The sequence below is a fragment of the Calyptranema fuscum S582 genome (genome assembly GCF_055793305.1).
In genome coordinates this window covers 1-14,510 of record NZ_JBSLYH010000062.1, presented here as the reverse complement: position 1 = coordinate 14,510, position 14,510 = coordinate 1, and the positions used below count along the sequence as shown (strand labels likewise).

The 14,510-nt window shown below is 48.2% G+C and carries 13 protein-coding genes; 2 read left to right on the top strand and 11 right to left on the bottom strand.

From position 1 onward, the window contains the following. From ACR6Z4_RS28110 to ACR6Z4_RS28060, 11 genes are all read right to left on the bottom strand, one after another. A complete protein-coding gene (locus tag ACR6Z4_RS28110; protein WP_479720659.1) occupies nucleotides 1-3,549 on the bottom strand; it encodes a plasmid replication protein, CyRepA1 family in 3,549 nt (1,182 codons plus the stop codon). Nucleotides 3,550-4,426: 877 nt separating this feature from the next. After that, nucleotides 4,427-5,284, bottom strand: coding sequence for a hypothetical protein (locus ACR6Z4_RS28105; protein ID WP_479720658.1), 858 nt, complete (start codon nucleotides 5,282-5,284; stop codon nucleotides 4,427-4,429). Between the two features lie 403 nt (nucleotides 5,285-5,687). Then, a complete protein-coding gene (locus ACR6Z4_RS28100; protein WP_479720657.1) occupies nucleotides 5,688-6,896 on the bottom strand; it encodes a DUF7005 family protein in 1,209 nt (402 codons plus the stop codon). Between the two features lie 214 nt (nucleotides 6,897-7,110). Further along, nucleotides 7,111-7,926: a MinD/ParA family ATP-binding protein gene (locus tag ACR6Z4_RS28095; protein ID WP_479720656.1), complete on the bottom strand. Its 816-nt coding sequence runs from the start codon at nucleotides 7,924-7,926 to the stop codon at nucleotides 7,111-7,113. Nucleotides 7,927-8,260: 334 nt separating this feature from the next. Continuing rightward, on the bottom strand, nucleotides 8,261-8,503 hold the full coding sequence (locus tag ACR6Z4_RS28090; protein ID WP_479720655.1) for a hypothetical protein: 243 nt from the start codon (nucleotides 8,501-8,503) through the stop codon (nucleotides 8,261-8,263). A gap of 99 nt (nucleotides 8,504-8,602) precedes the next feature. Continuing rightward, nucleotides 8,603-8,827 (bottom strand): CTB family bacteriocin, encoded by a 225-nt coding sequence (locus ACR6Z4_RS28085; RefSeq protein ID WP_479720654.1) that lies wholly within the window; start codon nucleotides 8,825-8,827, stop codon nucleotides 8,603-8,605. Between the two features lie 61 nt (nucleotides 8,828-8,888). Beyond that, nucleotides 8,889-9,113 (bottom strand): CTB family bacteriocin, encoded by a 225-nt coding sequence (locus ACR6Z4_RS28080; protein WP_479720653.1) that lies wholly within the window; start codon nucleotides 9,111-9,113, stop codon nucleotides 8,889-8,891. A gap of 319 nt (nucleotides 9,114-9,432) precedes the next feature. Then, a complete protein-coding gene (locus ACR6Z4_RS28075; RefSeq protein ID WP_479720652.1) occupies nucleotides 9,433-9,612 on the bottom strand; it encodes a hypothetical protein in 180 nt (59 codons plus the stop codon). Between the two features lie 52 nt (nucleotides 9,613-9,664). Continuing rightward, a complete protein-coding gene (locus ACR6Z4_RS28070) occupies nucleotides 9,665-9,835 on the bottom strand; it encodes a hypothetical protein (RefSeq protein ID WP_479720651.1) in 171 nt (56 codons plus the stop codon). A 405-nt stretch (nucleotides 9,836-10,240) separates the two neighbouring features. Next, on the bottom strand, nucleotides 10,241-10,465 hold the full coding sequence (locus tag ACR6Z4_RS28065; RefSeq protein WP_479720650.1) for a CTB family bacteriocin: 225 nt from the start codon (nucleotides 10,463-10,465) through the stop codon (nucleotides 10,241-10,243). 58 nt (nucleotides 10,466-10,523) lie between these two features. Continuing rightward, nucleotides 10,524-10,751, bottom strand: coding sequence for a hypothetical protein (locus ACR6Z4_RS28060; protein WP_479720649.1), 228 nt, complete (start codon nucleotides 10,749-10,751; stop codon nucleotides 10,524-10,526). A 302-nt stretch (nucleotides 10,752-11,053) separates the two neighbouring features. Between ACR6Z4_RS28060 and ACR6Z4_RS28055 the strand changes: the two genes are divergently transcribed. After that, complete coding sequence (locus ACR6Z4_RS28055) at nucleotides 11,054-13,234, top strand: DUF8082 domain-containing protein (RefSeq protein ID WP_479720648.1); 2,181 nt, start codon at nucleotides 11,054-11,056, stop codon at nucleotides 13,232-13,234. 70 nt (nucleotides 13,235-13,304) lie between these two features. Then, entirely contained in the window at nucleotides 13,305-14,474 is a 1,170-nt protein-coding gene (locus ACR6Z4_RS28050) for a protein kinase domain-containing protein (protein WP_479720647.1), read from the top strand. Nucleotides 14,475-14,510 lie beyond the last annotated feature (36 nt).

Sequence of the window (14,510 nt, the reverse complement as noted above, 5' to 3'; positions counted from 1 at the left end):
TCACGTGCGAGGCACCATTGCTGCTAACCCAACCTCTGTTATCCAGAACCAACGCAGGAAGTGAGACCCTTCGACTCGGCATTCATTGCCCTCGATTTGGCAAATCGTTCCCCTACCAACCGCAGTAAGAACACGATCGCCAATTTGATAAACCCCAGACAAGCGATCGCCGTTACATTCATTCTTCGACTCTGTGGAGTCGATTTCCGCCTTATCGCATCGTTCAGAGAAACCAGACGCAGATGTCACACTAAAATTTGTCACACCAGACTTTGTCACACTAAAATTTGTCACAGCAACAGTTGAATTAGATCTAATAGGTTTTACTGTGACACCCGCTGGATCTGCTGAAGTGATCGCTGGCTGACTTGGGTTTTGGGCACCCGTGCGATCGCGGTCTAACCAGGCTGCAAATACGCGATCGCGACCATCAAACGGATGGATCTGGGGACTATCTGCCAAGGTCGGGGTATTGGCTGCCAGATGGGTAACTTGTGCCTCGGTTGGAAACCTGTAGGTATGCTGTGGTTTGCCGTCGATGCGTTTCTGCCCGTGCTTCCAGAGGGCAAACCCAACAGACTGCCTCAGCAACTCCTGAACAATGGTCATTTCTTTGTTTTGGTCTGACACCTCAATGCCCAGATGCAACTTAACGGCTGCTTTGTGGTGCCGTGCTCGTTGAGCGATCGCCTGAATGTCGGGGTGTTCGTTGTAATAAAGGGTGCCGTTGGTTTGGGCGTCTACAATCAAGCGATCGATCTGGAGTTCTTTGAGCAGGCTAATGCGATCGCTAATACAGGTTTTTGAGATATCTGGAATAAACGCCGATGCCTTGTGGCTAATGGAGTCTAGCTTGGCTGATTCCGTTGGTTTGAGATAGTCTGCGCCGATGGTCAAATAATAGTGAACCTTTAAGAAGCTGTACCATCCTTCGGAGTCTTTTAAGACCAGGTCTTGGGTAACTGGAATTTGATACCGCTGTCGCAGTTGTGCTTTATGCTCGGCTCGGCGTTCGGCGTCTGTTTTAGTTTTCTGCGTTCTGAGCCGCTGGTAAGTGGCGTCGTCAATATCGTCTGCTTGCTCAGTTGCCGCAGCGAAGGCTACATGATGAGTTGATGCTAGCGATCGCATTTGATCTGCAATGAATTTGTCTTGTTCCGTTTTGGGGGTGTCGATGGGGTAAATCGTGTGCCCCTCTTGGGTTAGACCAGCTAAAACAGCATCTCTATATTTTGCTAAGCCTCGATTAACTCTTGCCCCAAACGCACCCCAGGCTTCTATCGCCGCAGGATTGAAAATGGGTTTGCCGCTGTCGTCAATCTGGATCGATGCAGTTTGCAAGCATTTTAAGATTTGCGTGGTTTTGGTTTGCTCGTTGCGTAACAGTGTGGCCGGATCGGTTTGCTGTGAGCCAAAGAAAGTTTGGTGACTGCCGCGCTCTGCAACATAGATATGTCTGGGAACGGTGTTGTCACGCAACCGGGCAAGAAATTGCCGCAAACTGCTTTCTGGCAAAGGTCCGGTGCCAAAACACCAAACCGCTGTAAACCAATCATGTAAGTCAATAGAGATGCCCGATTCGATGGATGGAGATGCCACAATAACGTCAAACTGCGTCAGCAACTCGTTGAGGTGTGCAGTTGCCATGTAGGCTGGATGATCTGGATTGCCAATGGTTTCTCGATCGAGACGCAAAATTTTCAGGTGCGGATATTGAGAGTGCAACGCTCCTTCAACGGTTTGTGTTCCCCAGGTCGAGTTACCTCGTTGTCCACAGCACAAGACCAGGTGTTTGCCGTTGTTTGCCTGTTGAGCTAAGGTGCCCATAAGACGGGCAGCACTGGGGTATGAAAAAACCGTCCAACCGGCTGACTGACCGGGCGATCGCAGAATGAACGGGGTCGGTTGATCAGGCATTAATTGCTGAACAAATCGGACACTCAGATCAGACAGATCGGCATCGCTCAAAATTACCCGATCAGCAAGCTTCAGCAATTGCTGAAATTGCTCCAGGATGGCAACTCGCCTGGTTTTACAGGTGTCGCTATTGAGTAAGTGGCTGAAGACCGATTCAGCTTCGTCAATAATGACCAGGCATCCGGCATAATCTTGAGCGTGGAACGGCACTTCGCTATAAGGGTGGAGACTATCGACACAAAGCACATAGCCAAAGTAGCGACCAACATCGTCTTGCCAAAATTCGGTCTTATAGGGCAGCCCAAAGCGATCGCCCAGTTGCATTCCCAGAGATTCTCGGTAGGTAAGAACTAGCGTTTTTTGACCGTTGTAAGATGCGGTCTGAACAATTTTGCTGAGGCTTTCTGTTTTACCTGAGCCTTTGGGCGCTCTTACCCCGACCAGACGAGCCTCCGCAGGAATTTGCAGATCCCCTAAATAGCGACTGTGAATAATCTGCTGGGTTGGATAAGTCAGGTCGTAGTTGGGTAAATCGAGATGAACCGTTGACGTGCCATCATCCCAGGTCTCACCCGCGATCGCCCCAAATTCTCTGCCACTGATCCACTGAATGGTCGATAGATCGGACAGTTCGTCTATGTCACAGTGCCGTTCTTTAGAAACTTGCCCCCACCAGGCAATGTTGACCGCATAGCCCCACGACCGCAGCAGTTCCCATAGTGCCCGATACTGCCGGACAATGTTGTGATTTTGTGGACTGCCCGCATCGGGGTAAAGCTCAATTTCGCTTGGCTGTAGAGCGGCTAATGTTGATTTTAGGGTTTCTGGGCTACTGGCAAACATGCCACCTGCGGCACCAATGGTAATCACTCCCAAGCGTTCAGCGGTGATCAAAGGCTTTGTGCCAGTGCCTTCGACGAGTGCGATCGCGGGTCGGGTGAGATGGGCAGGGCGGACGATCGATAGGGGCAACTCACCATTGGCACTGTGTGGTGTAGCTCCGTTTAATCGCTTTTTGGTTAGCGAGGTGAGCCAGCGATAGCGCCCAGTCTGATTTGGCTGCCTGACGCGCAACTGCAACCCCATGATCAACCCATCCAGATTGCGGATGGGGCAGAGGTAGCCATCGGTTGCAACGTTGAGCGATCGCCCATCTAACCCAATGCCAGGGAGATGCAGCGGAAAATCTTCGGGAAGTTGCTGCCATTGAGTGACAGACCGAACCCCCCAGTGCTGAATCTGTTCGTCCGTTAACCCGCGCCGTTGTAGATCTGCCCTATCGTCTGGGTGCAAGGTCAGGCACGATAGCAACCGCTGGTAGTGTCGATCGCGGTCTGCGTCGGGCATTGCCTCAGATTTGCGCTGGTGTTCTGCGGCTAAACGGTGTCGTCGTTGTAGCCGTTGTTCTAACTGCCAACGCTGGCGATCGGTTTCATCCCAACTGTCCTGAGATTCTGCCCACAACCCCCAGGTCTTGTTTTTAGAAAGCCCTTTGAATACATAGCCGGGGACACTGACCGCTTCTGTTACCCCCATACACAGGATTAGACCTGAATGCGCTGTTTTGCATCGTCCGTCAGCGCTACTGCAAATGGGGCATGAACTACCTTTTTGGAGAGAGGTTAGCTTCATCGCTTCACCTCCAAATGCAGAGAGGTAAAGCCTTCAGATTTTTTCTGTGTCAGGAAAAGAAAAACTTTTAAAGAAAAGACTTGCCTAATAATAGGCTGAATCAGTAACATTAGAGTAGCGGCTTGCACGTTATGCGCTTGTAGGCTGTTCACTTGTACAAAGTGTTTGTTGTTCCGGTATTTGGTTCTCGTGAGCTTGAGAAACTGCGGATCAAATAACGGGTGGACAAAATCACAACAATCAATGCCGTTGCTTAGTTGGCGCTAAGCGGCGGCATTTTGATTTTTGTGAAAAAAATCAGAGATAGCCAACTGGCTCAGGGTATCTGGATTAGTTAATCGTTGCGGCGTTGAAGTTGCACGCGAGGCGCGATCGCTTGGATTGAGCCTTACGTACGGTAGATTTTCTAGATTTTTAGAGCCTCGATTTTTTTTCATTGCCAAGAAGATCATATTCTCTATAAAGAGTAGCATGCATAAACGCGATTATATAAGCCAAAAGATTAAGATAGAAAATAAGCTAACTTGAAATCAAACCTATTCCAGGAAAGATTTTTAAGATTTTTTCCTAATAAAAATTTTCACAAAATCTGATTGATTTTGTGATAGTTAAATCAGGGTTTTTGCCATTGATTGCAAATGTTTTGAACTTAAGCTGCACTCCTATTTATTAGAGAAACAACCATTCGAGTTAATTCTGAGATAATTGTTTGGTTCATTCTCGCTAACTCCAAATGTCCATCTATAGCTGTTGCTAATCTCTCAATGCTGTTGGCTTGACGCTCTACGACATCAGCTAATCTCTCGATGCGATCGCCCCATTCTACTTTCCCTTGCTTCCAGTAATATTGAATTGTACCGGGATCAGATTTAACTCACTAAATTCCTGCTTCTCGAATTGCTCGGTTTAAGTCTTCCAGAAGATCTAATCGATCTGCCCATGCCGTTAAATAGCTGAGTTCAAGACTGGTGCCCTGAACTTTTAAGATGCCTAAAATATCTCGCCACTGCTTTTCAGATTGGCTGTGTTTGCCCCAGGTCAGTTTGCTAAGAATTATGTCTTCTGGAGAGGCAAAGTAGAGTATGGTGTCTTCGGTTAACTGTAGCGCGCGTCTACGCTGAAATTTAAGGCGATCAAAGTCGCTAGTTTCCGACAACACCAGATCGGCTCTGGAGATACTTTCTATGTCAGTAATGCCCAGGGCTTTCATCTGACCTGATTTCACGTCTGCCACTCCAGGGACATAAAACCCTTCAGAGATCAACGCGCTCACCAATCGATCAATATCGGTTCGTGAAATTTCTAAGACGATATCGAGATCTCGTGTGGTTCTTGGCTCTCCATAGGTGATGGCAGCAACGCCACCCGTGATGTAGTAAGGAACTGCCAATAATTCCAGGATGTGATGAAGCCGAATTGCTAAACCAGTCGAATCTTGAATCCAGGTCATCTCTGTTCCTGTTGGCGTGAAATGTTCAGGGCAATCTTCTTGCAACCATGCCAGAGCAACTTTCCTAGCAAATTCTGCTTGAGAAAGGTGTGGGAACCGATTTTTTAAGCCACATAACGACAACTGGCGAGCGCTTTTTACCATCTGCGCCCCCATCGTTAATCTCTGTAGATCAGTCCGTTGTCTGAGCAGCCAAAACCCCAAAGCGTCTCCTTCCACAGACGTGTCGTCCGCTTGGGGTTTGTATCCTGACTTGATGTCTAAACTCGGGATGGATGGCGTCATGGCGATCGCTCCACTTTATATCGATATTTTTCATGGAGGCGGGAATATTGGGGGCTTCTCCGCGTAAAACACTGATCACAATAGCTGTGATCAGGTTCGGATCTGTCCGAACTTCTTTTCACGGGGTGCAGGGGCAGAACCCCTGGCTGGGGGCGCAGCCTCCACACCCCCACACCCCCACTGTTCTAACTATCTACTCAATTGCTATAAATTGTATTCTCCCTGTGAAAGTAGATCTTGTACCGCATCAAACCGTACTGAATTAACCTGCACAGCGCTATATACAGTGCGCCCAAACTCATCTGCAAGAGATCTAGCAATGGGTCTGACTCAATTCTTAAGCCACAGATTTTTTGTTGTGTGCCGCGCGGAGCGCGGCACACAACAAAAAATCTAAACATATTCAAGCGCGAAGCGCTGTAAGCAATGCCAATTCTTGGTGGGGCACTTCGGAGGATGGAATGTCAGAGATCGCGTGATTCAGCCAGGTGCCATCGTCTGTCGCCAATTCTTCTAAGGTCGAAGACGTTAAGTCCATTAACAGGCGAGCTTGTTGATGGGGATGCTGGAGTGCCTGCCGGTGCCGGGTGTCAACGTATTCTAATTTCGTTGCAGCGGCTTGTACGAGTTTCGCCAAAATGGTCAGAGCACCAGGCGAGAGGGGCGGGGTACCGCGATAATTTTCAAACCTGCCGCCTGCTCGATACTCCGGGAAAGAGTCCAGACCCATAAAACGCAGGAACCAGTCTGCTCGATAGCGCCCTGTTGCACTGACGATTCCTCTGTAGTCAGCAATCAACTCATCCAGCAGATTATTTCTCATAGACCCCAGGATGCGGCGTGTGAAGTAGTGCGTACACTCGTGCTCCAGGCGAATGCTGAAGGAGAGGTGTTGCCATTCTATTTCGGTCAGCCCCAAGTCGGCAGCCAATACCGCACTATAAGGTCCCTGGCTGAGAATGATGAATCGATCCTGGTAGAGTTCTTTCTGGGATACCAGGTGTTGAAATTCGGTCTGCCACTCGCTATCGGTATGGGCATCTGGGTTTGCTGCTTCCCATTGGCTGCGATATTGGCGGACTCTGTCCCAATTGTTGAAACCAGAGACGATGCAAGCACCCATTGAAGCTGGAATGGGTTTGGGTTCGTTGCGCAAGGTTAAAGCCTGTACCAGAGAAACAAAATCGGCTCGATTTTCGGCAACCAAAACTGGAATTGCGCCAGCCAAACTTTGGTGGATCAATAGGTTTAGCTGGTCCGGTTGTTGTAATACTAATCCCGATGCTTCGGATAACGTGGTAACTGAATAGCCTTTACGGGTTGCAGATTGATAGGCGTCTGTTTGGCTGATTCCAGCTTGAATGGGAAAACACAATTGTATGAGCCGCTGTTTGAGTGCCTCAAATACCCCTATTTCTTTGGCAGCTGTAGCGTATTCTTGCCATGCAGCGACGTGAGGTTCAGCGGTGAGAGGAAGATCGGGTAGAGTTTGGGTGGGGTGGCGATCGCCAATAGGTGCGTTGTAGACCAGGAGTTCTTCCATCTCGGCAGGATTGGCACCATAGGCGGCAAGAATTTGCTTTCTCCGTTCCCAGCGGTTTGTTGGCACCATGGCTTGATCTCCTCGCAGGTTAGCGTGATATCGCAACTGATTTGTGAAACTGGTTAGCAGTGAAGTACAGATGTTGAGAGAGAGCCGCGCCCCGCGTGGCTCTCTCAATACCCAGAATATATTCAGGCGCAAAGCACAATATTTCATAGAAGGAAGGTGTTGAGTGTGAACCCTTCAATGTCTTCCTCCTGTCAAAAAATAGTTTGGGTTTAGCTTATCGACCTGCCCACTTGAGCTTAGAAAGCAGAGACGGAGACTGCTGAGACTTCTTATCGTCTTCGACGATAGCATCGACTGTTTTTCTTAATTCTTGGGTAAGTGGATGATCAGGATGACAGAGACAGAAAAGGTCACTGCTGGCGAGTTTCATCATTTCATCACAGTTGGGCAGGACTCCGGCAACAGTAGCGTTGTAGGCTTTTTCGACCTGCTGACGAACATCGTCAAAATTAAAACTTTGCAAGGTGCGGTTGACTAACATCAACATTTTAGGCACCTTCAATTTCCGCGCTAAATCGACAGTTACCGCCGTGCCCTGGAAATCTTGCCGATCGGGTCGCAAGATGATGATGAGGACACTGGAAATGGTGATGGAAAGCAGTGTTTCTTCGTTGATACCGGGGTGAGTATCAATAAATAGATAATCGAGATTGAGTGCTCGGATGAGTTGACGAAAGCCTTCATTGAGTAAGCGGACGTTATAACCATCTCTGAGGATACGCGCAATCTCACCTGCTTTGATGCTAGATGGAACGAGAAAAATTTTGCCGCTTGCTTTGGTGACAGCTTCAGGGGTGACGTCGTAGGAACAATCTTCAACCTTGCAACGACCCCACAAGTAATCATTAAGGGTTAGCCCTGCTTTTTCGACATTGAGTCCGAAGAGAATATGAATTCCCGGTGATTGAATGTCTGTATCAATGATGCCAACTCGCTTTCCTGTTGCCGCAATCATTGTGGCTAAGTTGGCAGTTGTATTTGATTTACCAGTCCCACCCCGAAATGAGTGAACCGATACAATTTGGGACATGATACAACACCTCTAGGGCTAAAAGGTTGGTTGAGTTTTGCAAATAACTGTCTTCAACATGCCATATCTTGTGCGTTACGCTTTGCACAATAAACATAGCTTTATAAACTTTATGGTTGTTTCAATGCAGGGTGACACGCTTAACGTATGTAAGGTGGGGGTTCGGGTCACATCTGCTGCAAAACGTGTGATGAGGCTACTTGTTTGCGGAGAGGGGTGCAACCGTCTATCTCTGCGTGGGGGGCTATACCCCCCATCCCTTTGCTTGGTAGCCTACTGCTGAACGATATATGTAGCGTTGCTTTTATGAAGGATACTATGGTATGAATCGTAATCAGCTGATGGTCGGCTGATCGATGCCAACAGCGATTCCAGCACCAGTTCCAACGCCAACCGAAGCAGTGCCGTTAGAAAAAGCTGCGGTAGACGCAAGGGTGTTGGTGAAGGCGAGATTGCTACCTTGAGCGATCGCACCAATATCGATGTTAACAGCCGCGACGCCACCTGAAACAGCGTCTAAATCTTGCTCAGAAAGTTCGATACCATTGTCTTGGGGTTGGGTGATTTTGTCTGACATAAGGATTCTCCGGTAGCAGTTGTGTGATGAGGTTGCCGTGTTTCGAATCGGAGAGGGGATAGCATAGCCATCCCCTCTTATCGTTTAATAGGCTGAAGCTTATCCTGCGATAGAAGCCGAGCTAGAATCGCTGGTCGCCAAGTTAAACCCAGGAGCCGAGATAGCATTGGTCTTGGTTTCAGTAGCCGTAGCAGCAAAGTTGGTGCCGAACGCCAGACCGCTGGCGCTGCCCAGTGCCAGGGATACACCCCCGGCAACGGCTTCCAAATCGGTTTCAGATAATTCAACGCTATTGTCTTGGGGCTTCATGATTTCGTCTGACATGATGGTGTTCTCCAGATAAGGGTTATGTATGTATGGGATATAACTGAATAGCTTGAGGGATTTAGCCAGCGACAGAGGCAGATTGAGAATCGCTTACGCCCAGATTGAAACCGGGAGCAGAAATGGCAGCAGTAGAGGTTTTGGTGGCTGTTGCAGCAAAGTTGGTACCAAAAGCTAAACCGCTTGCATCACCGAGTGCCAGGGATACACCTCCGGCAACGGCTTCCAAATCGGTTTCAGATAGTTCAACGCTGTTGTCTTGGGGTTGCATGATTTCGTCTGACATGATCGTTCTCCTGTGTTGTTGGAATGATGGGTTGGGCTGAATCAAGACGGGTGTTTGAGCTGCTTGATTCATTTCATGTTCCTACTATAGGAAGGATTCAACAGGCTCACAATCTAGAAAATCTGAGGTAAATAAAGGAGTTCAAGCAGACTTGATATAGCTGACGATATGAGGAGAGTTCAGAAAAACTCAGTTTTTTTATGGTGCATCAATAGACGTTGTTGTTTTTTGCGGATGAATTTGAACGTGAAACCTCTGGTTTCACGTTCAAATTCATCCTCTCCATCGAGCAGTATCCATAAACGATGTGGGGCACAACCTAAGTCTGTGCTCCACAGGTAGCAATGTTCAGTTGAGTGAAGCGCCGATTATTGGTTTGAAAACCATGCTCCACATAGGTTTTGAAATAATAGTCGGGTTCCAGGCGATCGCAGAGCGATTGAGATTGGGTGTCTACAGGGTTCAGCAATCCTAAAAAAGTAATGATTGCTTGTTGCACGGGCAACGCCCGCGCAACAAGCAATCATTACATGAACACCACTACCCAGGGTTCAATTCACGACCAGACAAGGGCACGAAGAGTTTGTGTACAGGCAAGCTTTGTCTGAAATGAGAAATTCGCTATAGTCTGCCAGCTCATCTAAGCCGATTAACGTCAGGAGGGTTTCTGCGGCTAACCAGACGATGCCTTTGATAATGATCTGTTTCCACTGCACCTTCATGATGTCCTCGCTTGACCAGAATCGTTATTGACCTGTTAGAAAGTTGTACTTGCAGGCGATCGCATCACATGGTTGAAGCTAAGCGATCGAGTGTCTTTACTATAGGTAGAGAGCCACTCTCTTACAATCTAGAAAAACTCTTATAAATCAAGGGTTTTGGGACATTTATCAATCAAATACAGGCAGAAAACCTGAGGGGACTTCAGAAAACTTCAGCGCAAAAGTGTGATGCAAAGCAAAACCCTCACCGCAAGGATGAGGGTAAAGGTGAGATTGGTTGTACTCACCGTTAAGAGCAGTTATGAGCAGTTATCTTGAAGAGTCGGTCTGTAAGGTTGATTTTTCGCGTCTAGCGAGTGCGAAAAATCAACCTTCTAGATCGATGAGATGGTGATTTTTAAGGACTTAGCCAGCAATAGAAGCCGAGCTAGAATCGCTGGTACCAAGGTTAAAACCAGGAGCCGAAATCGCATTGGTTTTGGTTTCAGTAGCCGTAGCAGCAAAGTTGGTGCCAAATGCCAGACCGCTGGCGCTGCCGAGTGCCAGAGATACACCACCGGCGACTGCTTCTAGATCGGTTTCAGATAATTCAACGCTATTGTCTTGGGATTTGATGATTTCGTCTGACATGATAGTTCTCCAGATAAGGGTTTAGGTATGGGGTTAGGAATGAGTCACTGAGAAGGATTTAGCCAGCAATAGAAGCCGAGCTAGAGTCGCTGGTCGCCAGGTTGAAGCCAGGAGCCGAGATCGCATTGGTTTTAGTTTCAGTAGCCGTAGCAGCAAAGTTGGTGCCAAATGCCAGACCGCTGGCGCTGCCGAGTGCCAGAGATACACCACCGGCGACTGCTTCTAGATCGGTTTCAGATAATTCAACGCTGTGGTCTTGAGAGTGCGACATTTGTTGTTCTGACATGATTCATCTCCTATACGGTGTGTTTGCAAGTGAATTAAGACTTTCAGGGTTTAGCTGTTTGATTCATTTCGATGTTCCTACTATAGGAAGGATTCAAGCGGCTCACAATCTAGAAATCCTGAGGTAAATAAAGGAGTTCAAGTCTTTCAGAAGCGCTGAAAAAGTAAGGAAAAGTCAGAAGAGTTCAGAAAAACTCAGTTGTCTTTGGGTCGTCCTGCCTGACACCTCAAAGTCCTGATAATATGTTCTTGTCGCTGATAGCCTTTCCTCGGTTAATATCGCTACAAGCAAAGTGTTTGGTTATGCCCGAAGCTAAGATTGATGTTGGCACCTTAATCAATAACCGCTATCAAATCCGGGAGATGTTGGGGCAGGGCGGATTTGGTCGAACTTATTTGGCATCGGATGCAGAGCGATTTGATGAACTGTGTGTGCTGAAAGAGTTTGTCCCCAATAATACGAAGCAATATGCGGTGCAGCGGGCACGCGATCTATTTGAGCGAGAAGCCAGAACCTTATACAAGATCAATCATCCTCAGATTCCCAAATTCCTTGCCTGGTTTGAGTACTCAGATAGTCTGTTTATTGTGCAGGAATACATTAATGGGAAAACCTATTTCAGGTTGCTAAATGAACGCTTAGCCCATCAAGGGACGCCATTTTCTGAGACAGATATCAACCAATGGATGCATGGCTTATTGCCGGTTCTGCTTTATTTGCACGAGAATAATATTGTCCATCGGGATATTTCTCCGGAAAATATGATGTTGCCCGATGGGCAGGTGCAACCCGTGCTCATTGATTTTGGGTTGGTTAAGCAGACCGTATCGCAGATTTGGGCGCTGGCGTCGAATGCGCCAGGGTTGGCTGCTGAGACTTCGTTTGTGGGGAAATTTGGCTATTCTCCGCCCGAGCAAATTCGCCTGGGGCAATGTTATCCCTGTAGCGACCTGTATTCGCTGGCGGTAACGGCGATTGTGCTATTAACAGGCAGAGAACCCAGTGCCTTAATGAATCGATCGCTGGAATGGCAGTGGCGACCTTATGTAGAGGTCAGCGACCATCTGGCAGAGGTTTTAGACAAAATGTTGGCAGAAAAACCCAGCGATCGCTATCAATCTGCCCAAGATGTTTTAGATGCGTTACATCCCCTACCCTCAGCCTATTCAGACAATCAACCGTTTTTGGCACTGGAAATCGAGATTGACGAAACTCACAAAAATCTGCAAATCGCTGAGATTGAAGAAACCGATTACTTCAAACAGTTGCATGCCCAGGCTGAACTGCTGCGTAATAGTCTCTATGACGAGAGCGACAGTCAACCTCAGGGCACGGTACCAGATCCAGACGTGGGTGCGGCTGTCGATTTTTCTCAGTTTGATTCCGCTTTTATCCATCGCTGTCAGGAATTGCTGAGCCAGTTTGTAGGGGTGATGGCAACCTGTATTTTGGAAGATGCGATCGCCGATGCACCCAACGCATCCGAGCAACACCTGATCGAACTGCTGGCAGCAGAAATTCCCAATCCTCAACAAGCTGATGAGTTTCGGCGCAGCCTCACCGCCGAAATTAGACCGCGCGTGGTACCGACAGCCACGGCAGACCCAGCCCCCAATGCCCTATTAGAATCCTTGCTGATCGATGTGCCAGCGGGCGCTCCTGCGACCCATTTTGAACCGGAGTTTATCGAGTGCTGTCAGCACTCCCTGAGCCGCTATGTCGGGATGATGGCAACTTGCATTCTGGAAGATGCCCTGGACGAGCATGCGCATGTGTCGGAGCAAGAGTTCATCGACATTCTGGCAGAAGAACTGCCCAACCCCCAACAATCAGAAGAGTTTAAGCGCAGCCTCACTGCCACACTGAGTACGCATAGCCTGACTGTTACAAAATCCGTAGACAACCCGGTTGCTGCATCGTCGGTGTCCAATGATCTGTCAGAAGACGGGTTTTCTCAGCTTGAACCGGCGTTTATTGAACACTGTCAGCATTCTCTCAGTCGCTATGTTGGCATGATGGCAACCTGCATTTTAGAAGAGACGTTGGCGGATTATCCCGATGCCGGAGAGGAAGAGTTTATAGAGCTGTTGGCAGGAGAAATCCCGAACCCACAGCAATCCGCAGAGTTTAAAAGAACCATCAGGGCAGACTTAGAAAAGCAGGCGATCGCTCAACCCGCCCGGCGATCGTCTAATTCATCCAGCAACGATACAAAAGGGCGACCTACTGAAATCATGCCGACCAAAACTCGGATTCAGTCTAAACCCGACCTATCGCTGCCGACCCCAGATATTGCCGACCTGTGTACCCAGGAACTCAGTCGGTGTATTGGTCCCATGGCGAAATACATTGTCGAAGATGCCCTCGATCAATCGCCGCAATTGTCGGTACAACAACTGGTCGAAGCCCTCTCGTCAGAGATCCCCAATCCCAAGCAAGCCAATGATTTTCGCCAACGGCTCTGGCAGCGGATCAACGCATAAACTACGGTGCATCCCCGACTAAACTGCTGCAATTATTCATTCCCTATCCTAGATAAGAAGCCATTTAACCGTGCTAAAGCCAGATATACAAATTGGAACTGTTATTAAGAACCGCTATCAGGTTCAGGGTGTCCTTGGACGGGGAGGCTTTGGGCGAACCTATTTGGCTGCTAACATCGAGCGCTGCGGAGAGCTGTGTGTACTCAAAGTGTTTGTTCCCAGCGACATTGACCAAGACGCTATTCGCAGAGCACGCCTGCTATTTGAGCGGGAAGCCAGAGTCTTATACAAAATCGATCATCCCCAAATCCCTAAGTTTTTAGCCTGGTTCGAAGAAGCCGGACGCTTGTTTATTGTGCAGGAATACATCAACGGTAAAACCTATCTGCGTCTGTTAAAAGAGCGGCAAAAGCAAGGGCAACTGTTTTCGGAAAGCGAGGTGATTCAGTGGCTCAAAGACTTGTTGCCTGTCCTTGCCTACCTGCACAACAACGATATCGTTCACCGGGATATTTCACCAGACAATATTATGCTGCCCAAAGGGCAGTCTCAGCCCGTTTTGATTGATTTTGGTCTGGTCAAACAAAAAGTCTCCCAGATCTGGTCGGGCAATCCCAATCATGTTGAAGAAGACTCCGGACGGGTTTCCTTTGTCGGCAAATTTGGCTACTCTCCACCCGAACAAATTCGCATTGGGCAATGCTTTCCCTGTAGCGACCTGTATGCCCTGGCTGTGACTGCCATTGTTTTGCTGACGGGTAAAGAACCGATCGCCTTGATGGATCAAAAGTCTCTAGAGTGGCGATGGCAATCTTATATCAATCTCAATGTCTATTTGCGCTCTCTGCTGACCAAAATGTTGGCGGAAAAGCCCAAAGATCGCTATCAATCGGCTCAAGAGATCTTGCCCTATTTGCAACAACTCAGCCTGGAAATAGAGGCAACGACAGCAACACAGCGATCGCCAGATGTTCCCCTGCCTGCGGCTCTCCCCAATGCTGTCGAAACCCCGTCATCAGACGTGAGTAAAGGATCTGAATTTGCGTCAGAGTTTATTGAGCGCTGTCATCAAGAGCTAACCCATTGCATTGGTCCGATCGCCAAGTACATTATTGAAGAAATTATTTTTGATTCTCCCAGTCTGTCTTCAGAAGAATTGATTGCGGCATTGGCAGCCGAAATTCCTAATCCTCAACAAGCTGCGGAATTTCGACAACGATTGTTGTTGTCAATGAAGTGATATAGCAACTGTCGAGACGGTTAAATCAGGAAGTTC

Bases quoted from the DNA above. Each gene is read 5' to 3' on its own strand.
- ACR6Z4_RS28110 (WP_479720659.1), bottom strand. From the start codon at position 3,549: ATGAAGCTAACCTCTCTCCAAAAAGGTAGTTCATGCCCCATTTGCAGT.
- ACR6Z4_RS28105 (WP_479720658.1), bottom strand. From the start codon at position 5,284: ATGACGCCATCCATCCCGAGTTTAGACATCAAGTCAGGATACAAACCC.
- ACR6Z4_RS28100 (WP_479720657.1), bottom strand. From the start codon at position 6,896: ATGGTGCCAACAAACCGCTGGGAACGGAGAAAGCAAATTCTTGCCGCC.
- ACR6Z4_RS28095 (WP_479720656.1), bottom strand. From the start codon at position 7,926: ATGTCCCAAATTGTATCGGTTCACTCATTTCGGGGTGGGACTGGTAAA.
- ACR6Z4_RS28090 (WP_479720655.1), bottom strand. From the start codon at position 8,503: ATGTCAGACAAAATCACCCAACCCCAAGACAATGGTATCGAACTTTCT.
- ACR6Z4_RS28085 (WP_479720654.1), bottom strand. From the start codon at position 8,827: ATGTCAGACGAAATCATGAAGCCCCAAGACAATAGCGTTGAATTATCT.
- ACR6Z4_RS28080 (WP_479720653.1), bottom strand. From the start codon at position 9,113: ATGTCAGACGAAATCATGCAACCCCAAGACAACAGCGTTGAACTATCT.
- ACR6Z4_RS28070 (WP_479720651.1), bottom strand. From the start codon at position 9,835: ATGAAGGTGCAGTGGAAACAGATCATTATCAAAGGCATCGTCTGGTTA.
- ACR6Z4_RS28065 (WP_479720650.1), bottom strand. From the start codon at position 10,465: ATGTCAGACGAAATCATCAAATCCCAAGACAATAGCGTTGAATTATCT.
- ACR6Z4_RS28060 (WP_479720649.1), bottom strand. From the start codon at position 10,751: ATGTCAGAACAACAAATGTCGCACTCTCAAGACCACAGCGTTGAATTA.
- ACR6Z4_RS28055 (WP_479720648.1), top strand. From the start codon at position 11,054: ATGCCCGAAGCTAAGATTGATGTTGGCACCTTAATCAATAACCGCTAT.